A 24,317-nucleotide genomic window follows, 5' to 3' on the forward strand; every position below is an offset into this window, starting at 1 on the left:
TAGCACGGGCCTGGCTTTTGCCGCAGCGTGAGGATGGCCCGGCCGGACGTACCAGACAAATCGGTTGCCGTGCGGGCTGTGCCGAGAGGATAATGTTTGGGGGATCTGAGGGGAGGAAGTGCTGGTGAAGTTCGCGTATTCCCGTTTCGACACCTCGGATCTGCATTACCGGGGCAAGGGCGACGTCTTCGTCAACGTGGAAGCCGACCTGGAGGTCGTGGACGGCGAAATCGTTCTCTGCAGCTGGAAGTCGTTTCCGGTCGCGGAGCTTGCCGTGGCGCTGCGGGAGTGGAAGGCCCGCCCGGAGTCGGACCGGCCTGACTTCGAGTTCCCGTCCCTTTCGATGGAAGGACGATGGTCGCTGCGGATCTGCCGCGCGCCCGGCGGCTGGCAAGCGACCGACGACGCGGTCCAGGTCGTGCGCGGTGCTGTGCGCCCGGTCGCGGAGATCGACACGGCAATCGACGATTTCGCGCGAAAGGTGCGGGCGGAATCCGTGCGTACGGAGGGTTCGTGGATCGAGGAGTTCTTCGTATGACGCGTCCGCTGAACGCGATGAGCGCGCGGTACTGCGCCGAGTCCTGATGGGCCACCTGGTGCTGCTCGCGCAAGCGGAACTGGTCGCCGGGTTCGGTGAGCGTCGATCTCACGGTGCCCGACGCGATCCCGTACGGCGACCTGAGTGGCGTGCTCCCCCGGAGGGCCTTGGTGGAGGGCGTCGGAGAGATTCTCGTGTGGGTGACCCAGGGCGTACTGTCCGGTTTGGAATACAGCCGGTACCTCGACGAGCCGCCGACCGCACTGCCGGACGCGGCGGAGATTTCCTTTCCGGAGTAACGGCGGCCTGGCGCTTGGTCAGGCGGCAGCCAGCAACGCCGCGGCCACCGCCACCTCGACGCACCCGCCGAGGACGTCGCCGGTCACTCCGCCGATGCGCTGGACGCACCGGGCCAGCAACACCGCCGCTGCGGCGTAACCGAGCGCTACCGCGAGAACCCCTCGCCACCACGGCAACCCCGGCGTCAACGCGGCACACCCCGCCGCGAGCACGAACACCACCGCGGTCACGAGGATCGGGACCGATCCGGCGACCGTCGCGCCCAGCCCCTCCGGGCGGGCCGAGGGGACCCCTCGCGCGCAGCACAGCGAGAGCACACACCGTCCACACAGGACGGACAGCACCGCGGCGGCGATCCCGTGTCCGTGGGAGATCGCGCCGGTCAGCGCGCCGGTTTGGACGAGCAGGACGAAGAGCAGCGTCGCGACACCGGTAGGCCCGGAATCGCCGCGGCGCATGACGTCGAGGGCTTTCGCGCGATCGTAGGAGGCACCGAGTCCGTCGGCGGTGTCGGCTAGGCCGTCGAGATGCAACCCACGACTGCCCAGCGCGACCGCCCCGAGCGCCAGCGCGGCGACGGCCAGCGCGGGGAGCCCGAGCGCGACTCCGCCGGCCACGATGAGCCCCGCCACCGCCGCGAGCGGAATCGAGGCAAGTGGGCCGAGCGTCATCGCCACCCCCGCCACGCGCCGATCGATCCTGCGCGGTGCGGGGACCGGGACGGTGGTCAGGGTGCCGACGGCCAGACGGATTCCGTCGCTCAGCGGCAGGGTCACAGCTCGCGCCCCAATGCCACATTGGGTGCATGCGACGCACCGAATGCCGCGTTGGGTGCGTGGGATGCACCGAATGCCGCGTTGGTTGTGCGGGATGGATCGAATGCCGCGTTGGGTGCATGCGACGCACCGAATGCCACATTGGGTGCGCCCGACGCACCGAACGCCGCGTTGGTTGTGCGGGATGGATCGAATGCCGCGTTGGTTGTGCGGGATGGATCGAATGCCGCGTTGGGTGCGTGGGATGCACCGAATGCCGCGTTGGGTGCGTGGGATGCACCGAATGCCACATTGGGTGCGTGAGACGCACCCAACGCCACATTGGGGCGGTCCCCGGCGAAGCGAACTTCGAGCCGATTCGCCACTCGAACTCCGAACCAGCCCCCGCGCCGAACCGCAGGCCAGCGCCATGAGCCCAAGCCCAAGCCCAAGCCCAAGCCCAAGCCCAAGCCCAAGCCCAAGCCCAAGCCCAAGCCCAAGCCCAAGCCCAAGCCCAAGCCCGACCCGAGCAAGCCTCGCCCTCCGAACAAGCCTTCCCCGCCGACCAAACCCCGCCCCCCGAGCAAACCCGTCACCCGAGGTCCGCCAAAAGGCCCATCTCCGCGATCACCGCACGCGCCGCCCGCAGTGTCGGCACGGCCTGCACCGCTCCGCTGCCTTCCCCGAGTCGCAGGCCCAGATCCAGGATCGGCGTCAACCCCAGCGCCTTCAAAGCAAACGCTTGCGCGGGCTCCGTCGACCGATGCCCCGCCAGCCACCACTGCTCCGCGCCCGGCGCGATGTCCCGGGCCACCAAAGCCGCCGTCGCGGAGAAGATTCCGTCCAGCACCACCGGGATTCCCCGGACCGCGGCCTCCACCAGGAACCCGGCCGTCGCGGCGAGGCAGGCGCTGCCCAGGGCGGTCAGGCGGTCGAACGGGTCGGTCACCGCTCGGCGGGAAAGAGCAGCGGCGACGACAGAGGTCTTGCGCTCCAACGCCTCCCCGGACACGCCAGTCCCGGTGCCGACCACTTCGGCAGCGGGCAGGCCGAGGGCCGAAGCCACCACCGCGGCGCAAACCGTCGTGTTGCCGATGCCCATGTCGCCAGGAATGAGAACGTCCGCAGTGGACTCCGAAGCAGCGATGGCCCGGCCCGCCTCAAAAGCGGCAAGAGCCTCACCGGGAGCCAAAGCGTCTTCGACGTCGATGGCTCCCGAACCGCGGCGGATCTTGTGGGCGGTGACCTCCTCGGGGACATCCGTGGCATCCCAGTCCACCGCGATGTCGGCTACCCGCACAGAAGCCCCGACCTGCGCCGCGAGCACCGTCACCCCGCTGCGCCCGGCGAGGAACACGCGCACCATCGCCGCCGTCACCTCGCGTGGGTAGGCCGACTGCGCCGACACCCCGTGGTCGCCGGCGAAGACGACCACGCGGACGTCGTCCAGCGGGCGCGGCGGGACCACGCCGTGCGCGGCGCTCAGCCAGGCCGCGAGTTCTTCCAGCCTGCCGAGCGAGCCGACCGGTTTGACCAGGCCGTCCAGCCGCTCCAGGGCGGTGGCGCGGGCGGCGGCGTCCGGGACGGGAATGGCGAAACGCGGCACGGCTAGCTCCTCACGGAAGGTCGAGCGCCCGCCCGGCGACGATGAGCGAAACGCGGTCGCTGTCGGCGGACACCCGGTTGTTGAGTGCGCCCAGCACATCACGGAACAGCCGCCCGGACACCGCCTGGGGCACCACACCGCTGCCGACCTCGTTGCTGACCGCGACGATCGGCACCCGCGCCTGGCTCCACGCGGCGAGGAAATCCTCGAGCCGGTCGTCCAGTCTGCGCTCCCAGCCCGATTTGCCCGTCCACGCGCCGACCTCGTCGAGGACCCGCGACAGCCAGGTGCCGAGACAGTCGATCAGCAACGGGCTGGTCGCGTTGCGCAGCACGGTCGCCAGATCGGTGGTCTCGATCGTCGTCCAGTGGCGCGGGCGGCGGGCCCGGTGCGCCTCGACGCGGGCGGCCCATTCCGGGTCCTCCGCCGACGGGGGCAGCCCGGGAGCGACGTACACGAGGTGAGGGTGGTGCGCGACGAGCCGCTCCGCGTGCCTCGACTTGCCCGAGCGAACCCCGCCGAGAACGAGCACCTTGCCGTCGTCGCGTCCGTACCGGCGGAGGGCCTGCGCCAGGGTTTCGAGAGACCCGGCGAGCCGGTGCGTCAGCTTGGTCATACCCGGCATTCTCTCCCTAGCGCTACGGTTCGCCACGTGCCACTCCGACAAGCCGCCGCCGCGGCCGGGATCGTTGCCGGATACGCCGCCGACGCGTGGTTCGGCGACCCGCGCCGGGGCCATCCGGTCGCGGCCTTCGGCACCGCCGCTGGCCAGCTGGAACGCTGGTGGTGGGCCGATTCCAAGCCGCGCGGGGCGGCCTACGCGGCGGTCTGCGCGGGGTCGGTCGCCTGCCTGGGATTTCTTGCCGAGCGAGCCGTGCGGGACCGGCCGGGCGCCCGATTTGTCCTGACTGCCGCCGCGACCTGGGTCGTCCTCGGCGGCCGCGGGCTCGCCGCGGAGGGGCACGAAATGGCGCGATTACTCGAATCGGGTGAATTGCCCGCCGCCCGGCAGCGGCTCAGCCATCTCTGCGCGCGCGACGCCACCGGTCTCGACGCCGCCGAGCTGACCCGCGCGGCCACCGAATCGATCGCCGAGAACACGTCCGACGCGGTCGTCGCGCCGCTGCTGTGGGGTGCGGTCGCGGGCGTGCCCGGCCTGCTCGGGTACCGCGCGGTGAACACGCTCGACGCGATGGTCGGCTACCGCTCGCCGCGGCACCGCAACTTCGGCTGGTTCGCCGCGCGCGTCGACGACTGGGTCAACCTGGTGCCGGCGCGCGTCGGTGCGGTGCTGACGGCGGTGACCGCGCCGTTGGCCGGCGGGCACGCGCGGTCGGCTTGGCGTGCCTGGCGACGGGACGGGAGCGCGCATCCGAGCCCGAACGCGGGGCAGGTCGAGGCGGCGTTCGCCGGGGCGCTGGACATCCGGCTGGGCGGCACGAATACGTATCACGGCGAGGTCGAGCGCCGGGGCACGCTGGGTGACGGGCGGCCGCCCGGGGCGCGCGATCTGCGCCAGGCGGTGCGGTTGTCGCGGTTGGTGGGGGCGGCGGCGTTGGCTGTCTCGGCCGGGATCGCGATGAGCAGGTTGCGGAGCGCGGGGATTACGGTGGCGAGATGAGCGGGCTGCTGATCGCCGGGACCACCTCCGACGCCGGGAAAAGCCTGGTCACCGCCGGACTCTGCCGGTGGTTCGCGCGGCGCGGAGTGCGGGTCGCACCGTTCAAGGCGCAGAACATGTCGAACAACTCCATGGTCTGCGCGGACGGCGCGGAGATCGGCCGCGCGCAATGGCTGCAGGCACGGGCCGCGCGGGTGGAGCCGGAAGCCGCGATGAATCCCGTGCTGCTAAAGCCCGGCAGCGACCGGCGCAGTCACGTCATCGCGCTCGGCAAGCCGTACGGCACGCTCGAAGCCGGGGAGTACGCGACCGGACGCGCCGGGCTCGCGGAGATCGCCTTCGACGCGTTCGCCCAGTTGCGGCAACGGTTCGACCTCGTCGTCTGCGAGGGAGCGGGCAGTCCGGCGGAGATCAATCTGCGTTCCGGCGACTACGTCAACATGGGCCTCGCGCGGCGGTTTTCCCTGCCGGTGCTGGTGGTCGGCGACATCGATCGCGGCGGGGTGCTGGCCGCGATGTACGGGACGCTCGCGTTGCTGTCGGCCGAGGACCAGGCGTTGGTGGCGGGCTGGCTGGTCAACAAATTCCGCGGTGACGTCGGGTTGCTGCAACCGGGGTTGAACAGCCTGGAGAAGGTCACCGGACGGCCGGTGCTGGGTGTGCTGCCATGGCTGGACCGCGTGTGGATCGACTCCGAGGACGCCCTCGCCGCGGCCGGATGGCGGCATGAGGCCGCCCAACGCGGTTTGCGGGTGGCAGTGGTCCGGTTCCCTCGGGCGTCCAATGCCACCGACGTGGACGCGCTCGCCGCCGAGCCGGGCGTGACGGTGAGTTTGACCGCTGACCCGGACACCGTTGCCGCGGCGGACCTGGTCGTGTTGCCGGGTTCTCGGGCCACTGTGGACGATCTGAACTGGTTGCGTGCGCGAGGTTTAGCGGAGGCGGTGACTGCCAGGGCTAAGGCGGGGCTTCCGGTGCTGGGCATCTGCGGCGGGTACCAGATGCTCGCTGAGTCCATTGAGGACGACGTCGAATCGAGTGCCGGTCTCGTCGAAGGGTTGGGGCTGCTGCCGACGCGCGTGACGTTCGCGGGGGAGAAGGTGCTCGGCCGTCCGACCGGCGAATGGCGCGGACACCGGGTGGACGCGTACGAGATCCACCACGGCAGCGCCGCCCCGGCGGACGCGGAGTCGTTTTTGGACGGTTACCGCGTCGGTTCGGTGTGGGGCACGACGTGGCACGGCGCGTTGGAGAACGACGGGTTCCGCCGCGCTTGGCTCGCCGAAGCGGCGGCACAGGCAGGCATCGAGTGGCAAGCCGCCGAGGGCGCGCCGGGGTTCGCGGACCTGCGGGAGGACATGCTGGACCGGCTGGCGGACGCGATCCAGTCCGAAGTGGACACCGGAATGTTGATGGCGCTGGCGGAGGCGGGTGCTCCGGGCGGGTTGCCGTTCGTGCCGCCGGGTGCGCCCTGACCGGACCCGATCAGGAGTACCGCCAGCCACGCGATCGGGAAGTCGTTGGTGTCGCGCGGTTCCCTCGGAAACGCCTACCCGGCCCGGCGTCGAGCTGACATCCTGGAAACCCGTTGCGGGGTAACGATTCAGGCCAGTCCGGCGTCGTGCACCAGAATCGCGACCTGGGTGCGGTTCGCCGCCTCGGTCTTGGCCATGATCCGTCCCAAGTGGACCTTCACGGTCGCCTCGCTGAGTCCGAGCGCGCGGGCGATCTCGGCGTTGCTCGAACCCTGCGCGACGGCCACCGCGACCTCGCGTTCGCGCGGCGTCAGCGGTTCGAGCCGGGCGCGGGCGGGTGTCGGGGTGGCGGCGGTGGCGAAGTGCGTCAGCAGCCGGCGGGTGATCGACGGCGACAGCATCGCCTCGCCGCTGCCCACCACGTGCATCGCTTTCACCAGCTCGCGCGGCGGCGTGTCCTTGAGCAGGAAACCCGTGGCACCGTGACGAAGCGCCTCGTGCACGTACTCGTCCAGGTCGAACGTCGTCAGCACGACCACCGCGGGCGCGTCCGGTTCTGCGGTGACCAGGCGGGTCACCTCCAGGCCGTCGACCTCGGGCATCTGGACGTCGGTGAGCACGAGGTCCGGCCGGTGCTCGCGGACCAGCGCGAGCACTTCGCGGCCGTCGCCTGCCTCCGCGACCACCTCGATTCCCGGATCGGACTCCAGGATCATCCGGATGCCGCTGCGCACGAGCACCTCGTCGTCGATCAGCAGGATCTTCAGCACGGTTCCTCCGCTCGCAGCGGGAACGCGGCCCGCACCCGGTAACTGCCCGCGCCGTCCGGACCGGCGCGGAGCGTCCCGCCGGTCAGCGTCGCGCGTTCGCGCATGCCGATCACCCCGTAGCCCGCGCCCGGCAGCCCGGCCGAATCGGCGAGCGGGTTGGCCACCTCGACCACCAGGCCTTCGTCGGAAGTAGACAGTCGCACGTCGATTGTCGTTCCCGGGGCGTGTTTCGCGGCGTTCGTAAGAGCTTCCTGCACGATCCGGTACGCCGCGCGCCCGATCGGATCGGGCACGTCCGGCATCGGGTCAGGCAGGTCGGCGCGCACCCGCGCACCGGCGGCGGCGAGATCGTCGGCGAGTTGGCGCACACCGCCCAGCGTCGGATCCGGCAGCGAACGCGGTTCCGGAACGTCGTCGCGGAGCACCTGCAGGATGTCGCGCAATTCGTTGAGCGCGGCGGAACTCGATTCGCGGATGATCTCGGCGAGCTGCACGGTCTCGTCGTCCTTGGCGCGCACGGAAAGCGCGCCCGCCTGCAGCGCGACGATGCTGACCCGGTGCGCGACGACGTCGTGCATCTCGCGTGCGATCCGCCGTCGCTCCGCTGCCACTGCCCGCTCGCCGAGCAGGTCACGCTCGCGTTCGGCCTGTTCGGCGCGGTCGCGCAGGGCAGCGAGCAACGCCGCGCGCTGGTGCATCCAAAGCCCGGCGAGCGTCGGGACCACGACCATCAGCACGAGCGCGAGCCCGAACGTTTTCCAGTCCGGAGGGCCGGACAGCCGGGAAAACGACACCATCAGACCGATTTCCGCCAGCGCCGCGACCGCGGTCGGCCAGCGGAGTCCGCGCAGCGAAGCGACCGTGTAGAGGGTGACAGACGTACCCCAGAACGGCGGCGTGGCGAGCGCGACGCCGACCGACACCAGCATCGCGCTCAACGGAAACCGGCGGCGCAGCAGCACCGCCGCGAACATCACCGCGACCGCGATCGGCCAGAACCACGGCCGGTTCGCGTCCGGCAGCTCCCCGGTCAGCGTCAGGCCGAGCACGGCGAGCGCGACGGCCAGGTCGATCAGGTGGTTGCGCACCAAGCCACCGTAGGCCCTGCACGAAATTCCCCGACCGGGCGTACGCAGGGGAAATCGGGGTTCAGCAGTCGGCGAACCCGGTGATCGAGGCGAGCAGACCGTCCACATGGGACGCGAAGCCGGGGCGGGGCGGCTCCGGGCAGCCGGGGAGTTCCGCGCACCTCGGTACGAGCCGCAGGAGGGCATCGACAGTGCGGCGCTGGTGGAACGGATTGTCCGGGACGGACGGAAGCACGCCGACCGGCATGGCGAGCGTGGCCAGCTCGTCGTCGGTGACGCCGCGCAGGGTCTCGCCCCGCAGCAGCGCACGCGGGACCCCCGCCAAGCGGGCGTCGACCTCAGCGTCTCCGGCGGTGGCGGGCCAGGCCAGCAGCAGCCGGTCTATGCGCTGCGGAAAGGCCAGCGCGAGCCGGACCGCCGCGGAGCACCCGTTCGAACCGGCGACCACAACGGCGGGCCGGTCCGGCAGGAACGCGGCGAGATGCGCGGCTTCGGCGGGCCAGTCCGGCGGGTGCCGGAGGCGATCGGGGGCCAGTACCGTGCGGCCCTTCCGGCGGAGACCGTCGGCGACTCCCGGCCGTGTCCAGAACCGGTCGGCGTCCATGTCGTCCCCAAGCCCGCCGTGGACCAGCAGGAAAACCGCGTTCACCGCGCCCGGCCGGCGGGAGTGATCCCCAGGGTTTTGGTCAGGTCCAGCAGTTCGGCCCGGTACAGCCTCCCCGGATCGAGGACCTGCGGACGCAGATGCCCGTACACCTCCAGCGCCACCAGTCCGTGCATCCGGCCCCAGACCCGCATCGCCAGCGCGACCGCCGCGGGCGGCAGGTCGGGGAACTCGCCCCGAATGACCGCGGCGAACCCGGGGTCGAAATCCGCCCAGTCGTAGCCGTCGTCGGACAGCCGCTTGCTCGCCTGCGGCCAGGCGTCGGCGACGAGGCCGGTGAGCACCGCGCAAGCCCGGTGTTCCGCGTCCGCCGCGGCTCCGCCTTCGGGGGCCTGATAGCCGGGCAATGGGTCGCCGTAGATGAGCTGGAACTCCTCGGGATGCCCGACCGCCCAGGTCCGGAACGCCTCGCCGACGGCGAGCACCCGGCCTTCCGGATCGTCCTCGGACACCGCGTCGCGAGCGGCTTCTTCCTTGTCCGCCAACGCCGAGTAGATCTCCGCGATCAGCGCGTTGACCAGGTCGTCGCGGGTGGCGTAGTAGCCGTACAGCGCGCCCGCGGTCATGCCCATCTCGCGCGCGATCGCCCGCAGCGAGATCGCGGACGGCCCGCCTTCGGTCATCAACCGCAGCGCGATCGCCTTGATCTCCTGGCTGGCTTCCGCGCGCAACCGTTCCCGTCTGCTGGGCACCCGAGCTTCCACGCTTGACACTCTACAGCGCTCGGCTACTATTCGCCGTGCTGTTACTGAACGCCGTGTAGTAATTGATAGCCGTGTAGAACGGCTCGGAGGAAACACATTCGATGGAGACCTCAGTCGCCCGGCGGTCCGGGCTGGCCCTGGCGCTGCTGGCGTTCGCCCAGTTCGTGATCGCGCTGGACTACAACATCGTTTACGTCGCGCTGCCCGACATCGGCCGCGAACTGGGCTTCACGGCGCAGTCGCTGCAGTGGGTCGTCAGCGCGTATGCCGTGGGGTTCGGCGGATTCCTGCTCTTCGGCGGCCGGATCGTCGACAGATTCGGGGCCCGCCGCACCTTCGTCGCGGGCCTCGCCATTTTCGGAATTGCCTGCCTCGCCGGGAGTTTCGCGGGCAACCCCGGAATCCTGGACGCGGCGCGCGCCGTCCAGGGGCTTGGCGCGGCGCTGCTCACTCCGGCGACGCTCGCGTTGATCAGCACGAGCTTCGCCGAAGGCCCCGCCCGCAACCGTGCGCTGGCGGTGTGGGGCGCGGCCGGCAGCGGCGGACTCGCTGCCGGCGCGTTGCTCGGCGGCGTGCTCACCAACGCGCTGGGCTGGCAGTGGGTGCTGTTCCTGCTGGTGCCGCTTGCCTTGGGCGCTGCCCTCGCGGCTCGTCCGGTGCTGGCCGCCGATCCCGCTCGCTCCGCCGTGCGCGGCGGATTCGACCTCACGGGCGCGATCGTGGCCAGCGCCGGATCGTCGTTGCTGGTCCTCGGCCTGGTCAGCGGGCCGGAAGTGGGCTGGGTGTCCTGGCGGGGCCTCGGCGCGTTGGCCGGCGGGGCCGTGCTGCTGGCCGTGTTCGTCGTCGTGGAGAAGCGCACGCGCGACCCCCTGGCCCCGCTGCGACTGTTCGGCAACCGCAGCCTGATCGTCGCGATGGGAGTGATCCTTGTCTTCCAAAGCGGCCTCGGCGGGGCGTACTACCAGTTCACCGCCTACCTGCAGAACGTGCTGGGGTACAACGCTTTGCAGGCCGGTCTCGCGTTCCTGCCGCTGACGATCATCTCGATGGCGGCGTCGCTGAAGCTCACCGGAATCCTGCTCGGCCGGTGGGGCATCCGCGCGACGCTGTTCACCGGCATGCTCGTCAACGGCGTCGGGCTGGCTTTGCTCGCCGTCGGGATGGCCGTCGGCGCGTCGTTCTGGACTGTCCTCGCCGGACTCGTCGTCTGGGGTATCGGCGGCGGGCTGACCTTCCCGGCGATGTTCGTCTCCGCGGCTTCCGGCGTCGCGCCCGGGGAACAAGGCGTCGCCTCCGCGCTGGCGACCACCTCGCAGCAGATCGGCGGCGCCATCGGACTCGCGGTACTCGTCGCGGTCGCCAACGCGGGCCTCGACCTTCACGCGGTGCCGGAGCCGTCCGCGGTGGTCGGCGGGCTTCGCGTCGCGCTGTGGGTCGCCGGGATCGCGTCGGTGGCCGGCGGCTTCCTTGCGTTCCTGGTGAAACGACCGCCGGAGCACACCCTCACCGCACCGGACACCGTCGGCGCTTCCGCCGAATAACCCACAGAAAAGGAGAAACCCCAATGAGCACCTCTGCCAGCGAACTCGTGCAGGCCTACTTCGAGGCGTGGAATACCTTCGACGCCGACCAGCGCCGCAAAACGCTCGAAGCGATCTTCACCGAGGACGCCGACATCGTCGACCCGGACTGGACCGCCGAGGGCCGGGAGGCGATCGTCGACGCGGTCGGCCGGGCCCGGGAGAAGCTGGGCGACCTCGCTCTCGGCCTCACCCAGGTGATCAGCGCACACCACGACGTGGCCCTGTACGCGTGGTACCTCGGCACCGAGACCGAGCCGGTGGCCGCCGGATACGGCGTCCTGACGTTCGAAAACGGCCGCATCGGCCAGGCTCGGAACTTCTTCGGCTGACCGGCGGGGCCGGGCAGCGTCCTCCCCGCGCTGCCCGGCCTGGCTCCGTCGAACGAGTCGCGAACGCCCGCGAGCCCGAGGTACTCTCCGGTCGTCGCGATCAGACCCAGCCCGGGGAGTGCGGATCATGTCCTACGCCGTCGATTTCACCACCGTGTCGACAGTCGGCCTGGAGTCTTCTCCGGTCGCGGACGCGCTCGCCGGGCTGCGGGCCAACGAGGCTCGCTACTTCAAGAACAAGTACGACCACGTGTTCACCGTCGAGCCCGCGGCCGGGGTCCCGGAGAGCATCGAGTGGGTGCACGGGATTCTCAAGGACGAACGCGATCTCGTCATTTCCTCGCGGCCGCTCGAGGCGACCGAATTCGAGGTCGACGGCATCCGGATGGCTTACGTGTTCTACGAGAGCGGCCTGTCGATCAACGTCATGTACACCCTGGAGGACGGCGGCAAGCGCGCCGTCGGGTTCAAGCTTTCCGACGGGATGGACGTCCCGGAGGAACTCGCCGACAAGTTCAAGTTCGCGCGCCAGAAGTCGAAGCTGGCCGGGACGATCCGCGGGTCTTACTTCGTCATCAAGAACGAGCACTGACCTGCAGCGCGGCGCTGCGCAGGCACAACAGGAGCGGGAGAGAACTGTCGTCGCGCAGCCGCGGCGGCAGTGCGTTCGCTTCGATCAGCGGTACGCCGTCGGTCAGCTCTTGGGCTAGCGCCGCCAGGTCGATCTCCAGGACGGTGACTCCGGCGCTGTAAAGCCGTTCCGCGCCCTTCGTGCGGCGGCTGGTGAGTTCGCTGCTGTCGACGGACAGCTGCGTGACGCCGAAGAATTCCGGTTTCGCGCCGCGTTCGAGCCAGCGGGCGAAGCCGGTCAGCCGCGTCGAGGAGACTTCGCCGGGCCGGACGGCGGCTTCCTCGCACAGTTCGCGTTCCATTCCCGCGCACACCGCGGTGTGCAGGTTCCGGCGAGTTCCTCCTTGCGCGGTAAGGAGATCCCGCGGTTCGAGGCTGCCGCTTCCGGACGGGGCGAGCAGCAGCCCGCTGGCCGAATTCCGGGCGGACTGGCGGACGACGACGAGCAGACCGTCCGAGGTGAACGCGATCGTGGACACGCCGACGAGGTCGGCGAGCGTGCTCGCGGCGAGGGTGCGCAGGGCACCGGACGAGTCGGTAAGTTCCTCGTTGCGCAGGTCGTATTCGCGGCCGTCGGCGGAGTTCGTGATGCGCAGGGACGCCAGTTCGTTGCTGCAGACCGCGTCGAAGAACCGGGCGCGATGCAGGACGATCGGCGCCGGACGCGCTCCGGCGACCGGCAGTGGTTCGCCGCGCATGCCGACGATCGGGCCGTTGAACAGCAACCGGCCGCGCGCCCGCAACGGCAGCACGTGCGGTGCGGTGGCCTTCAGCTTCGCGGGGAGCCGGTAGGGATCCTCGGCGACGGTGATGCTGAAGGTGGTTTCGGTGAGCGCCGCGTCGATGGCGTCGCTGACCAATGCCGTGCCACGGGCGGGAATCGCCAGGTACTGCGCGTCCGGATAGGCACGCGGCGGCGGCGTGTCCGCGACCGGGAACGGCGCGGCGATCGCGGTGAACTCGTAGCCGGCCCACCGTTTCCGCAGCAAGCGGATGTCTCGCACGAGAGTCAGCAGGCCGAGCAGGAGCGCGACGATCGAGATGGCGACGCCGAACGCGCTCGGCAGGATCGTGACGGCTCCGAGCACGACCCCCAGCGCGGACACGGCGACCGGCCATTCCCCGGCGCCGACGAAGAAGAGATAGTCGGCCGTGGCCCGGGCCCGGCGGGTCAGTTTTCCCATCGCCGCACTGTTCTAGCACGGGATCGGCCGCCGGGTCACCGGATCGGGCGAAAAAGCCGCTACAGCCAGATCGTGCAGTAGAGCCGGTGGCCGTCTGTGGCGGCCCCCTTGGCCAGGGCGGCGAGTTCCTTCAGGAAGGGGACGAGAAGCTCAGCGCTGATGTCTTCCCAGTGCTGCTCCGCGAAGGCAGCAGACGCGTCTTGGAGAGCAGTGTCGTCGGCGGCAGCCAGTGCGTCGCGGAAGGAGTTGGCCAGCGACAGCACCGCGGCAGCTTCCCCATCTTCGAGGAGCGCGATGTCCCGGCCGCGGTCAGGGTCGGCCTCGACCTCAGCGGTGGTCCTGCGAGTCAGAGATGTCTCGACGGGCAGCAGATCCGTGAGCGGATCGGCTCCCTTCACGGCGAGTTCGGCGTAGCCCGCGCAACGCGCATTGTCCGGATCATCGAACGCGAGCGCGGCCATGGCGTCGTCCACCGCGACGAAGTAGTCATAGAGCACCAGCAGAGAATAACCAAGCAAACCCGTTGTGCCACAACGAAAACTTCTCACCGAGTGCGGCTCATTCGCCCAACGCGCCACGAAACTCCCGTAACCCCTCGACCAGCGCCAGAATCGACGGCCGGGCGTAATGGTCCGGCCGCCAGCCCGCGTACAGCGGCACGGTCAGCGGGCCGTCGGCGGTTTCGATCGGGATGGAGCGCAGGCCGAACCGGACCAGGTCGGTCACCAGGCACACCTCGCCACGACCGGCGGCGCGCGCCTGGGCGACGCTGGGGGAGCCGGTCTCGTTCAGCTCCGACGGGATCAGCCCGGCGCGGTGGAACGCCTCGTCCACGACCAGCCGCGCCGCGTTGCTGCGGTTCATCACCAGCAGCGGTTCGGTGGCCAGTTCGGCCAGCGGGATCGACTTCGCTTCGTACCAGCGGTGGCCCGGCCGGACCTGCGCGGACACCAGAACCCGGCCCAGCGCGGCGGTTTCCAGCTGCGCGGGCGGCGGGGACGTCGAGATGCCGAGGTCGGCGCTGCTGTGCAGGAGCCAGTCGAAAACCTGGTCCGGAGCGACCGGGAACGCGTCCCGCAGCACCGGTCCGGCCTTGCCGGTGGCCATGAACGGGGCCAGCAGACTGTCCACTGTGCTCGGCGGCGCGACGAGCGTCAGCGGAGTGTCCTCGGTGCGGCCGATCGCCGCCATCACCGCGCCCGCCTCCTCGGCGCGGCGCACCAGGTCCTGGGCGATCGGCACGAACCGGGTGCCCGCCGCGCTGAGCGTCAGCGAACCCGGCGAGCGCGAGAACAACGCCACCCCGAGTTCGGTTTCCAGCGCCCGGAGCTGCCGCGACAGCGACGGCTGCGCGACCCGCACCGTTCGCGCTGCGGCGGTGACCGAGCCTTCTCGCACGACGGCCAGGAAATAACGCACCACACGCAGTTCCACGCCTATGCCTCCGAGGTATCGGAATGGGTCCGGACAGGTATTGGACAGCATAGGTCGCGGGACGAAGACTCTGGGGAACACCGCCGCCAGGGAGTTGCCCGTGAACCACGAAACCGCCGCCGGCCGCCGGGCCGCGCTCGCCTCCTTCGCCGGGACGGCGATCGAGTGGTACGACTTTTACCTGTACGGGACCGCGTCCGCGCTGGTCTTCGGCAAGCTGTTCTTCCCGGGGCTGAATCCGGCGACCGGCGTGCTCGCCGCGTTCGGGACGTTCTGGGTCGGCTTCCTCGCCCGGCCGCTGGGCGGGATCGTGTTCGGGCATCTCGGCGACCGGGTCGGGCGCAAGAACACGCTGGTCGTCACGCTGCTGCTGATGGGTTTCGCGACCTTCGCGGTCGGTTTGCTGCCCACCTACGCCAAAATCGGCATCGCCGCGCCGTTGCTGCTCGTCGCACTTCGCGCGGTGCAAGGCGTCGCGGTCGGCGGGGAGTGGGGCGGCGCGGTCGTGCTCGCCGCGGAGAACGCGCCTGCCGGGCGCGGGTCGTACTTCGCGATGTTCGCGCAGCAGGGCTCGCCTGCCGGGTCGATTCTGTCCACAGTGGTCTTTCTCGCCGTCGGCGCGTTGCCGGACGAGCAGTTCCTGACCTGGGGCTGGCGGGTGCCGTTCCTGCTGTCCGGTGTGCTGGTCGCGCTGGGCTTGGTGATCCGATTGAAGGTCGAGGAGCCAGCGGAGTTCCTGCGCGCCAAGGCGACCGCTGCCGTCGCGAAGGTGCCGCTGCTCGAAGTCTTGCGGACTGCCTGGCGGACCGTGCTGCTCGGCATCGGCGCGAGCATCATGGGCATCGCCGCCGCGTACTTCAGCAACACGTTTGTCCTCGCCTGGTCCACGAACGAACTCGGCATCGGCCGCCAGACCATGCTGTACGTGCTGCTCGGCGCGTCCGTGGTCCAGTTCTGCTGGCAGCCGGTCGCGGCGCGGCTGGCCGAACGCGTCGGCGAAACCCGGTTCATGGCCGTTTCGCTGGCCTGCAACATCGTGGTGACCGTGCCGATGTACCTGCTGATCGCGTCCGGCAACCCGGGGCTGGCTTTCGTCGGCATCGCGGTCGCGACCGTCTGCGGCTCCGGCTACTACGCGGTGCTCGCCGGATTCCTCACCCGCGGGTTCCCGATCCACTTGCGCTACACCGGAATCTCGCTGTCCTACCAGCTGTGCAGCACGCTTTTCGGCGGCACCACGCCGTTCATCGCGCAGGCCCTGCTCAACTCGACGCACGGGGCGATCTGGCCGGTCGTCATCTACCACGTCGTGTTGCTCGCGCTGACCCTCACCTGCGTCCTGGCGCTCGCTCGCCGCACCGCGGCCGTCGCCGAATCCGAGAAAACCCTGACCCGACAAGGATGAACCAAGTGCGTCTCGATGCATTATTCCACAATGGACGCTTCACCACGCTGGACGGAGACCGTCCACAAGCGACCGCGCTGGGGGTGATCGGCGGCCGGATCGTCGGATTCGACGAGGAGGTCAGCGGACTCTCCGCTGATGTAGTGGTCGACCTCGGTGGCGCGCCGGTCGTCCCCGGTCTCAACGATGCGCACCACCACTTGAGCATGCGCGGCAAGCGAATCCGCGAACTGGATGTCTCCGCCGAGGCCGCACCGACCCTCGACGCGCTCTACCGCGCGGTGGCGGAGCGGGCCGCGACGCTGCCCGCCGACGCCTGGGTCACCGGCGCTGGCTACGACCAGAACAAGATCGGCGCACACCCCACCGCCGAAGCCCTGCACCGCGCCGCCGGTGGACGTCCGGTGTGGCTCACGCACACGTCGCGGCACATGGCGGTGGCGAGCACGGAGGCCTTCGCCCTGGCCGGATATCCGGACCGCCTGGGCGTGCCGGACGTTCCCGGCGGCACGGTGGTGCGCGACGAAAACGGCCGCGCCACCGGATTGCTGCAGGAACGCGCGACCGTGCTCGTGGACCGCCTGCTGCGTCCTGAAGCGACCGAAGAGGTCATCGCCAACATCGCCGCCGGTGCGCACGCCGCCCTCGCCGACGGCCTGACCAGCGTCACCGAACCCGGCATCGGCACCGTCGACGGCATCGGCCACGGCCGAGCCGACCTCGACTCCTTCCAGCGCACCCGCGAACGCGGCCAGCTGGGCGTGCGGATGACGGTGATGCCCTACATCACCGCCCTGCGCGACTGCGGCCCGTTCGAACCCGGCGGCGAGTGGTTCGGGCTCGACCTCGGCGTGCGCACCGGCGTCGGCGACGAGCGGCTGCGCATCGGCCCGGTCAAGATTCTTTCCGACGGCTCGCTGATCGGCCGGTCCGCCGCGATGTGCTGCGAGTACGAGGACACCCCCGGAAACCAGGGGCTGATGCTGTTCGAACCGGACGAACTGCGCCGCTACATCCTCGAAGCGCACCGGTGCCACTGGCAGATCGCCACCCACGCGATCGGCGACGCAGCCCTCGGGGCGGTGCTTGATGCGTACGAGGAGGCTCAGCAGAAGTACCCGCGCGAGGACATCCGGCACCGCATCGAACACTGCGCGGTCGCCGACGACGCCGCGGTGGCTCGGATCGCTCAGCTGGGCGTGATTCCCGTGCCGCAGGGGCGATTCCTGTCCGAGATCGGCGACGGGCTGCTCGCCGCGCTCGGTCCGGAACGCAGCCGGCTGGCGTATCGGATGCGGAGCTTCCTCGACGCCGGGGTGGTCTTGCCGGGGAGCACGGACGCGCCGGTGGTCGCGGCGTCGCCGTTGCTGAGCATCCACGACATGGTCAACCGGCGGACTGCGTCGGGCCAGCCGATCGCGCCGGAGGAGGCGGTGACTCCGTTGGAGGCATTGCGTGCGTACACGGTGGGTTCGGCGTATGCGGTGCATGAGGAGACGATCAAGGGCACGTTGAGCCGGGGGAAGCTGGCCGACTTCACGGTGTTGAGCGACGACTTGCTGACGGTCGACCCAGCGAAAATCGGCGAGATCAGCATCGGCGCGACCGTGGTCGGCGGCGAGGTCGCCTACAACGACGGGGCCGCGCAGTAAAAAGGGCGGGTGCGACGCCGTTGTCACACCCGCCCGAAAGCCGGGACCAGCGCGGCGGCAGTGACGCGCTCATCCCGAAACTGAACGGGGCAAGCGCGGCGGCAGTGACGCGCTTGGCCCCGAGACTGAACGGAGCAGGCGCGGCGACGTTGACGCGCCTGCTCCGAGCCATCAGGAGATCGGCCGGTCCGTCGGCGCGATCGGGGCCGGGAGCACGCCCCGGCCGGTGAGGAAGGCGTCCACGCCGGCCGCGCACGAGCGGCCTTCCGCGATCGCCCACACGATCAACGACTGCCCGCGGCCCATGTCGCCCGCCACGAACACGTTGTCCACAGTGGTCTGGAAGTTCTTGTCCCGCACGACGTTGCCGCGCTGGTCAAGGTCCACGCCGAGGTCGGTCAGCAGGCCCTCGCGCTGCGGGCCGAGGAAGCCCATCGCCAGCAGCACCAGCTGCGCGGGCAGCTCGGTCTCAGTGCCCTCGACCGGCACGAACTTGCCGCCCTCGCTGCGCACCTCCACCAGCTTCAGCGCACGCACGCGACCGTCCTCATCGGACAGGAACTCCTGCGTGTTGACCGAGTACAGCCGCTCGCCGCCCTCCTCATGGGCGGAGGTGACCCGGTAGATCATCGGGTACGTCGGCCACGGGTGGGCGTCCGAACGCGACTCCGGCGGCTTCGGCATGATCTCCAGCTGGGTCACCGACTTCGCGCCCTGCCGGTGCGACGTGCCGACGCAGTCCGCGCCGGTGTCGCCGCCGCCGATGACCACGACGTCGAGGCCCTTGGCCGAATACGGCGACTCCGCCAGCTCGCCCGCCGCGACCCGGTTGGCCGGCGGCAGGAACTCCATCGCCTGGTAGATGCCCTCGGCCGACCGGCCCTCGATCGGCAGGTCGCGCCACGCCGTCGCGCCGCCGGCCAGAACCACGGCGTCGTGGTCCGACTTGAGCTGCTCGACCGTGACGTCCACGCCGACGTTCACCGACGTCCGGAATTCCGTGCCCTCGGCGCGCATCTGGTCGAGGCGGCGGTCGAGACGGAACTTCTCCATCTTGAACTCGGGAATCCCGTACCGCAGCAGCCCGCCGATCTTGTCCGCGCGCTCGTAGACCACGACGGTGTGGCCCGCGCGCGTCAGCTGCTGCGCCGCGGCCAGCCCGGACGGACCGGACCCGACCACCGCGACCTTCTTGCCCGTCTTCGTGACCGGAACCTGCGGCGTGACCCAGCCTTCCTCGAAGGCCCGGTCGATGATCGAGATCTCGACCCGCTTGATCGACACCGGGTCGTCGTTGATCCCGAGCACGCACGCGGTTTCGCACGGCGCCGGGCACAGCGTGCCGGTGAACTCCGGGAAGTTGTTCGTGGCGTGCAGCCGGTCCGCGGCCTGCTGCCAGTCCTCGCGCCACACCAGCGTGTTCCACTCCGGGATCAGGTTCCCGAGCGGACAGCCCTGGTGACAGAACGGGATGCCGCAGTCCATACAGCGCCCGGCCTGCTTTTCCAGCTTGGTCGACGCGAAGTCCTCGTAGACCTCTCGCCAGTCCATCAGCCGCAGGTCCACCGGACGCCGCTTCGGTTCCTCGCGCGTGGTGGTCAGAAAGCCCTTGGGGTCAGCCATGTGCGGCCTCCGTGTTCTGCGGGATACCCGCACCCAGTCGGCACTCATAGCTGGCTTCGCGATTATCAGCCATGAGCTGCCTCCATGATCGCCTCGTTCACGTCCCGCCCGTCGCGCTCAGCAGCCACCTGAGCGGCGAGAACGCGCTTGTAGTCCTTGGGCATGACCTTGCCGAACCGGTCGACCGCATTGTCCCAGTCCGCCAGCAACGCCCGCGCGACGGCGGATTCGGTTTCGTTGTAATGCTTTTCGATGGTTTCGCGCAGGAAGTCGACGTCCGCGGTGTCGAGCGGGTCGATGTCGACCATCTCCGGGTTGACCCGGTGCGCCGGCAGGTCCAGCACGTACGCGACGCCGCCGGACATGCCCGCCGCGAAGTTGCGGCCGACGCTGCCCAGCACGACCATCCGGCCGCCGGTCATGTACTCGCCGCCGTGGTCGCCCACGCCCTCGACGACCGCCAGGGCGCCGGAGTTGCGCACGCAGAACCGTTCGCCCACCTGGCCGCGGATGAAGATCTCGCCGCTCGTGGCCCCGTACGCGATCACGTTGCCCGCGATGATGTGGTTCTCCGCGACGATCGGCGATTCCTTCGGCGGCCGCACGACGATCCGCCCGCCGGACAGGCCCTTGCCGACGTAGTCGTTGCCGTCGCCGTAGAGCCGCAGCGTGATGCCCTTCGGCACGAACGCGCCGAACGACTGGCCGGCGGTGCCGGTGAAGGTGACGTCGATGGTGTCGTCGGGCAGCCCTTCGCCGCCCCACTTCTTCGTCAGCTCCGAGCCGAGCATGGTGCCGACGGTGCGGTTCACGTTGCGCACCGGCAGTTCCAGCCGCACCTTGTCGCCCGCCGCCAGCGCGCCCTCGGCGAGCTGGATCAGCGTGTTGTCCAGTGCCTTGTCCAGGCCGTGGTCCTGCTTGACGGTCTGGTGCCGCACCGCGCGCGGCGGCAGCTCGGGCACGTGGAAGATCGGCGACAGGTCGAGCCCGGCGGCCTTCCAGTGGTCCACCGCCTTGCGCTTGTCGAGCAGCTCGGCGTGGCCGACGGCCTCCTCGACCGACCGGAATCCCAGCTCCGCCAGGTATTCCCGGACCTCCTGGGCGATGAACTCGAAGAAGTTCACCACGTACTCCGCCTTGCCGCTGAACTTCTCGCGCAGCTTCGGGTTCTGCGTCGCGACGCCGACCGGACAGGTGTCGAGGTGACAGACGCGCATCATGATGCAGCCAGACACCACCAGCGGCGCGGTCGCGAAACCGAACTCCTCGGCGCCGAGCAGCATCGCGATCATGACGTCGCGGCCGGTCTTGAGCTGGCCGTCGGTCTGCACCACGATCCGGTCCCGCAGCCGGTTGGCCAGCAGCGTCTGCTGCGTTTCGGCCAGGCCCAGCTCCCACGGTCCGCCCGCGTGCTTGATCGAGGACAGCGGCGACGCGCCGGTTCCGCCGTCGTGGCCGGAGATCAGCACGACGTCCGCGTGCGCCTTGGACACGCCGGCGGCGACCGTGCCGACGCCCACCTCGGACACGAGCTTCACGTGGATGCGCGCGTCCGGGTTGGCGTTCTTGAGGTCGTGGATCAGCTGCGCCAGGTCCTCAATGGAATAGATGTCGTGGTGCGGCGGCGGGGAAATCAGCCCGACACCCGGCGTGGAGTGCCGCGTCTTCGCGATCCACGGGTACACCTTGCCGCCGGGCAGCTGCCCGCCCTCGCCGGGCTTCGCGCCCTGCGCCATCTTGATCTGGATGTCGTCGGAGTTCACCAGGTACTCGCTGGTGACGCCGAACCGGCCGCTCGCGACCTGCTTGACCGCGCTGCGCCGCTCCGGGTCGTACAGCCGCTCCGGGTCCTCGCCGCCCTCGCCGGTGTTCGACTTCCCGCCGAGGCGGTTCATCGCGATCGCCAGCGTCTGGTGCATTTCCATCGAGATCGAGCCGTACGAGATGGCCCCGGTGGCGAACCGCTTCACGATCTCCGAAACCGGCTCGACCTCTTCGATCGGCACCGGCTTCCGGTCGCTGTACTTGAAGTCGAACAGCCCGCGCAGCGTCAGCAGCTTCTCGGCCTGGTCGTTGACCGCCTTCGTGTACTCCTTGAAGACGTCGTACTTCCCGGCCCGAGTGGAGTGCTGCAGCTTGAACACCGTCTGCGGGTTGAACAGGTGCGGCTCGCCTTCGCGCCGCCACTGGTAGTCCGCGCCGGTTTCCAGCTCGCGGTGGCTCGCCCGGACGCCGTCGACCGGGAAAGCACGCACGTGCCGCTGCGAAACCTCGTCGGCGAGGGTGTCGAAGCCGACGCCGCCGAGGCGCGAAGTGGTTCCGGTGAAACAGGTGTCGATCACTTCGGCGCCGAGGCCGACCGCCTCGAAGATCTGCGCGCCGGTGTAGGAGGCCACCGTCGAAACGCCCATCTTCGACATGGTCTTGCGGACACCCTTGCCGAGCGCCTTGATCAGGTTCGTGGTGGCCTGCTTGGGAGTCACGCCCGGGATGAGGCCCCGGTGCGCCATCTCCTCGACGGTCGCCATCGCCAGGTACGGGTTCACCGCGGCCACGCCGTAGCCGACCAGCAGCGCGATGTGGTGCACCTCGCGCGCGTCGCCCGCTTCGACGATGAGCCCGACCTGCGTGCGCGTCTTCTCCCGCACCAGGTGGTGGTGCACCGCGCCGGTGAGCAGCAGCGACGGAATCGGCGCGTGGTCGGCGTCGACCCCGCGGTCGGACAGCACGATCAGCCGCGCGCCGTCCTCGATCGCCTCGGACACCTCGGCACGGATCTCGTCGAGCCGCTGCAGCAGCGCGTCCCCGCCGCCGTTCACCTTGTACCGGCCCATCACGGTGACCGCCTGGAACTCCGGCAGGTCGCCGTCGTCGTTGACGTGCACCAGTTTCGCGAGCTGGTCGTTGTCCAGCACCGGGAACGGCAGCACGATCCGGCGGCACGAGGTCGAGTCCGCGGCCAGCAGGTTCGGCTCCGCGCCGATCTGCGTGCCCAGCGCGGTCACCAGCTCCTCGCGGATCGCGTCCAGCGGCGGGTTGGTCACCTGGGCGAACAGCTGGATGAAGTAGTCGAACAACGGGCGCGAACCGGATGAAAGGGACGCGAGCGGCGAATCGTTGCCCATCGACCCGATCGGCTCCGCGCCGGTGCGGGCCATCGGCTCGAGGATCGTTTCGAGCTCTTCCTCGGTGTAGCCGAACGCCTGCTGCCGGCGCACGAGCGCGGCGTGCAGCGGGACCTCGCGGTCGCGCTCGGGCAGCTCCTCCAGGCGGAGCAGCCCGGCGTCGACCCATTCGTCGTACGGGTGCTCGGAAGCGAGCTGGCCCTTGATCTCCTCGTCCTCGACGATCCGCCCGGCGACGGTGTCGACCAGGAACATCCGGCCCGGCTCCAACCGTCCTTTCCGGACGATCTTCGCCTGGTCCAGCTCCAGCACGCCGACCTCGCTGGCGAGCACCACGAGACCGTCGTCGGTGACCCAGTAGCGGCCGGGACGCAGGCCGTTGCGGTCCAGCACCGCGCCGATCTGCGCGCCGTCGGTGAACGCCACCAGCGCCGGTCCGTCCCACGGCTCCATGAGCGTGGAGTGGAACTCGTAGAAGGCGCGGCGCGCGGGGTCCATTTCCTGATGGTTCTCCCACGCCTCCGGGATCATCATCAGCACCGAATGCGGCAGCGACCGGCCGCCGAGGTGCAGCAGCTCCAGCACCTCGTCGAAGGACGCCGAGTCGCTCGCGCCGCGCGTGATGACCGGGTAGATCCGCTTGAGGTCGCCCGGGATCAGGTCGGTCTCCAGCAGCGCCTCGCGAGCGTCCATCCAGTTGCGGTTGCCCTTGAGCGTGTTGATCTCGCCGTTGTGCGCCACGTAGCGATACGGGTGCGCGAGCGGCCACGACGGGAAAGTGTTGGTGGAGAAACGGGAGTGCACCAGGCCGATGGCGCTCGTCACGCGTTCGTCGGCGAGGTCGAGGAAGAACTTCTCGACCTGAGGCTCGGTGAGCATTCCCTTGTAGACGATCGTGCGCGAGGAGAGCGACGGGAAGTACACGTCATCCTCGACCAGCTCGTGCTCGGCGCGCTTTCGCACGCAGAAGGCGGCGCGCTCGAGCGCGAGGCCGTCGAGATTGTTCTTGCGCCCGGCCAGGAACAGCTGGGTGAAATGCGGCATGGTCTGCGCGGCGGTCGGACCGCAGTGCGCGGTGTCGACCGGCAGCTCGCGCCAGCCCACCACGCGCATGTCCTCCTCGGCGGCGATCCGCTCGATGGTGGTCATGGCGCGGCCGCGGCGCTTTTCGTCCTGCGGAAGGAACGCGGTGCCGACGGCGTAGCTGCCTTCCGGCGGCAGCTCGAACCCGGCGACCTCGCGGTAGAACGCGTCCGGAACCTGGATGAGCAGGCCCGCGCCGTCCCCGGTGTCCGGTTCTGCCCCGCGTGCCCCGCGATGTTCCAGATTCTTCAACGCGACAAGGGCTTTCGCCACGATCTGATGGTCTCGGCGACCGGTCAGGTCCGCGACGAACGCCACCCCGCAGGCATCGTGCTCGTAAGCGGGGTCATAGAGGCCGTCAGTGGCCGGGGTGCTCGAACGGTGGGTCACGGCTGGCCGCCTCCCAAGGCGTTGGCGCGGTTTCTTTACTCCGAAGAGGGGTTCAGCACTGAACCGGTTAACGAAGTGGTCCGAAACCGCGATGGTCAGTCGAGAAGGGAAACCATCCGGTGCCTTCGCACCCGCGAGGCGCGGCACTGCGTCGCGATGCGTGGCTGACCGCGGCCGGTCGAGGACCGGTCCGGGTGCCGGATGGTTTGTCACCGCACGGCGATGGGCGGCGGAAAAAAAGTTCTGCACGTCGCTGTACAGGCGCACGCGCCGGGGTCGGTCAGCCTGTGTGGTGGGGGCCAGCCGGGGCGCGTGGTGGTGACTCCCGGGTTCGCCGGGTCTTATGACGATAGTGTGA

21 protein-coding genes are annotated in these 24,317 nt (G+C 69.9%); 9 read left to right on the forward strand and 12 right to left on the reverse strand.

From position 1 onward, the window contains the following. Positions 1 to 124 precede the first annotated feature (124 nt). Complete coding sequence (locus ACFXI3_RS01000) at positions 125 to 538, forward strand: hypothetical protein (RefSeq protein ID WP_378397258.1); 414 nt, start codon at positions 125 to 127, stop codon at positions 536 to 538. 95 nt (positions 539 to 633) lie between these two features. Then, positions 634 to 837 carry a hypothetical protein gene (locus ACFXI3_RS01005; RefSeq protein WP_378397259.1) on the forward strand — a complete coding sequence of 68 codons (204 nt, stop codon included), beginning with the start codon at positions 634 to 636 and terminating at the stop codon, positions 835 to 837. An 18-nt stretch (positions 838 to 855) separates the two neighbouring features. Here ACFXI3_RS01005 and ACFXI3_RS01010 read toward each other — a convergent pair whose 3' ends face one another. From ACFXI3_RS01010 to ACFXI3_RS01020, 3 genes are all read right to left on the reverse strand, one after another. Beyond that, positions 856 to 1,614 (reverse strand): adenosylcobinamide-GDP ribazoletransferase, encoded by a 759-nt coding sequence (locus tag ACFXI3_RS01010; protein ID WP_378397260.1) that lies wholly within the window; start codon positions 1,612 to 1,614, stop codon positions 856 to 858. A 571-nt stretch (positions 1,615 to 2,185) separates the two neighbouring features. Beyond that, positions 2,186 to 3,199, reverse strand: a complete 1,014-nt coding sequence (cobT, locus tag ACFXI3_RS01015; RefSeq protein ID WP_378397262.1) for a nicotinate-nucleotide--dimethylbenzimidazole phosphoribosyltransferase — start codon at positions 3,197 to 3,199, stop codon at positions 2,186 to 2,188. Positions 3,200 to 3,209: 10 nt separating this feature from the next. Continuing rightward, positions 3,210 to 3,815: a bifunctional adenosylcobinamide kinase/adenosylcobinamide-phosphate guanylyltransferase gene (locus ACFXI3_RS01020; protein ID WP_344287241.1), complete on the reverse strand. Its 606-nt coding sequence runs from the start codon at positions 3,813 to 3,815 to the stop codon at positions 3,210 to 3,212. A gap of 36 nt (positions 3,816 to 3,851) precedes the next feature. Here ACFXI3_RS01020 and ACFXI3_RS01025 point away from each other — a divergent pair, with 36 nt between their 5' ends. Together ACFXI3_RS01025 and ACFXI3_RS01030 are read left to right on the forward strand one after the other, a co-directional pair. Next, complete coding sequence (locus ACFXI3_RS01025) at positions 3,852 to 4,820, forward strand: cobalamin biosynthesis protein (RefSeq protein ID WP_378397263.1); 969 nt, start codon at positions 3,852 to 3,854, stop codon at positions 4,818 to 4,820. Beyond that, entirely contained in the window at positions 4,817 to 6,295 is a 1,479-nt protein-coding gene (locus tag ACFXI3_RS01030) for a cobyric acid synthase (protein ID WP_378397265.1), read from the forward strand. The genes ACFXI3_RS01025 and ACFXI3_RS01030 overlap by 4 nt, the downstream gene beginning before the upstream one ends. Positions 6,296 to 6,423: 128 nt before the next feature. Here ACFXI3_RS01030 and ACFXI3_RS01035 read toward each other — a convergent pair whose 3' ends face one another. The 4 genes from ACFXI3_RS01035 to ACFXI3_RS01050 all read right to left on the reverse strand — a co-directional run bounded on the left by ACFXI3_RS01035 (position 6,424) and on the right by ACFXI3_RS01050 (position 9,521). After that, complete coding sequence (locus tag ACFXI3_RS01035; RefSeq protein WP_378397267.1) at positions 6,424 to 7,065, reverse strand: response regulator; 642 nt, start codon at positions 7,063 to 7,065, stop codon at positions 6,424 to 6,426. Then, positions 7,059 to 8,153 carry a sensor histidine kinase gene (locus ACFXI3_RS01040; protein ID WP_378397269.1) on the reverse strand — a complete coding sequence of 365 codons (1,095 nt, stop codon included), beginning with the start codon at positions 8,151 to 8,153 and terminating at the stop codon, positions 7,059 to 7,061. Before ACFXI3_RS01040 ends, ACFXI3_RS01035 begins: the two co-directional genes overlap by 7 nt. A gap of 61 nt (positions 8,154 to 8,214) precedes the next feature. After that, positions 8,215 to 8,802, reverse strand: coding sequence for an alpha/beta fold hydrolase (locus tag ACFXI3_RS01045; RefSeq protein ID WP_378397270.1), 588 nt, complete (start codon positions 8,800 to 8,802; stop codon positions 8,215 to 8,217). Further along, positions 8,799 to 9,521 carry a TetR/AcrR family transcriptional regulator gene (locus tag ACFXI3_RS01050; protein WP_378397272.1) on the reverse strand — a complete coding sequence of 241 codons (723 nt, stop codon included), beginning with the start codon at positions 9,519 to 9,521 and terminating at the stop codon, positions 8,799 to 8,801. Before ACFXI3_RS01050 ends, ACFXI3_RS01045 begins: the two co-directional genes overlap by 4 nt. A gap of 101 nt (positions 9,522 to 9,622) precedes the next feature. Here ACFXI3_RS01050 and ACFXI3_RS01055 point away from each other — a divergent pair, with 101 nt between their 5' ends. The 3 genes from ACFXI3_RS01055 (at position 9,623) to ACFXI3_RS01065 (ending at position 12,025) form a co-directional block, all read left to right on the forward strand. Beyond that, on the forward strand, positions 9,623 to 11,062 hold the full coding sequence (locus ACFXI3_RS01055) for an MFS transporter (protein WP_378397274.1): 1,440 nt from the start codon (positions 9,623 to 9,625) through the stop codon (positions 11,060 to 11,062). Between the two features lie 23 nt (positions 11,063 to 11,085). Further along, positions 11,086 to 11,433, forward strand: a complete 348-nt coding sequence (locus ACFXI3_RS01060) for a nuclear transport factor 2 family protein (protein WP_378397275.1) — start codon at positions 11,086 to 11,088, stop codon at positions 11,431 to 11,433. A 127-nt stretch (positions 11,434 to 11,560) separates the two neighbouring features. Further along, entirely contained in the window at positions 11,561 to 12,025 is a 465-nt protein-coding gene (locus tag ACFXI3_RS01065) for a phage tail protein (RefSeq protein WP_378397277.1), read from the forward strand. Here ACFXI3_RS01065 and ACFXI3_RS01070 read toward each other — a convergent pair. From ACFXI3_RS01070 to ACFXI3_RS01080, 3 genes are all read right to left on the reverse strand, one after another. Continuing rightward, positions 12,009 to 13,247 carry a hypothetical protein gene (locus ACFXI3_RS01070; protein WP_378397279.1) on the reverse strand — a complete coding sequence of 413 codons (1,239 nt, stop codon included), beginning with the start codon at positions 13,245 to 13,247 and terminating at the stop codon, positions 12,009 to 12,011. The genes ACFXI3_RS01065 and ACFXI3_RS01070 overlap by 17 nt on opposite strands. A gap of 59 nt (positions 13,248 to 13,306) precedes the next feature. After that, the gene (locus ACFXI3_RS01075) at positions 13,307 to 13,744 is read right to left on the reverse strand and encodes a hypothetical protein (RefSeq protein WP_378397280.1); all 438 of its coding nucleotides are present in this window, start codon (positions 13,742 to 13,744) and stop codon (positions 13,307 to 13,309) included. A gap of 61 nt (positions 13,745 to 13,805) precedes the next feature. Beyond that, the gene (locus ACFXI3_RS01080; RefSeq protein ID WP_378397281.1) at positions 13,806 to 14,681 is read right to left on the reverse strand and encodes a LysR family transcriptional regulator; all 876 of its coding nucleotides are present in this window, start codon (positions 14,679 to 14,681) and stop codon (positions 13,806 to 13,808) included. Between the two features lie 100 nt (positions 14,682 to 14,781). Between ACFXI3_RS01080 and ACFXI3_RS01085 the strand changes: the two genes are divergently transcribed. Both ACFXI3_RS01085 and ACFXI3_RS01090 read left to right on the forward strand, forming a co-directional pair. Next, positions 14,782 to 16,086 carry an MFS transporter gene (locus tag ACFXI3_RS01085; protein ID WP_344287215.1) on the forward strand — a complete coding sequence of 435 codons (1,305 nt, stop codon included), beginning with the start codon at positions 14,782 to 14,784 and terminating at the stop codon, positions 16,084 to 16,086. A gap of 5 nt (positions 16,087 to 16,091) precedes the next feature. After that, the gene (locus ACFXI3_RS01090; RefSeq protein ID WP_378397282.1) at positions 16,092 to 17,738 is read left to right on the forward strand and encodes an amidohydrolase; all 1,647 of its coding nucleotides are present in this window, start codon (positions 16,092 to 16,094) and stop codon (positions 17,736 to 17,738) included. Positions 17,739 to 17,909: 171 nt separating this feature from the next. Here the strand turns inward: ACFXI3_RS01090 and ACFXI3_RS01095 are convergent, their stop codons facing one another. Continuing rightward, positions 17,910 to 19,361 (reverse strand): glutamate synthase subunit beta, encoded by a 1,452-nt coding sequence (locus ACFXI3_RS01095; protein WP_378397283.1) that lies wholly within the window; start codon positions 19,359 to 19,361, stop codon positions 17,910 to 17,912. Positions 19,362 to 19,426: 65 nt separating this feature from the next. After that, positions 19,427 to 23,959: a glutamate synthase large subunit gene (gene gltB, locus ACFXI3_RS01100; protein WP_378397284.1), complete on the reverse strand. Its 4,533-nt coding sequence runs from the start codon at positions 23,957 to 23,959 to the stop codon at positions 19,427 to 19,429. Positions 23,960 to 24,317 lie beyond the last annotated feature (358 nt).

This window comes from Amycolatopsis sp. NPDC059235 (assembly GCF_042754125.1).
Taxonomy (GTDB): Bacteria; Actinomycetota; Actinomycetes; order Mycobacteriales; family Pseudonocardiaceae; genus Amycolatopsis; species Amycolatopsis albidoflava.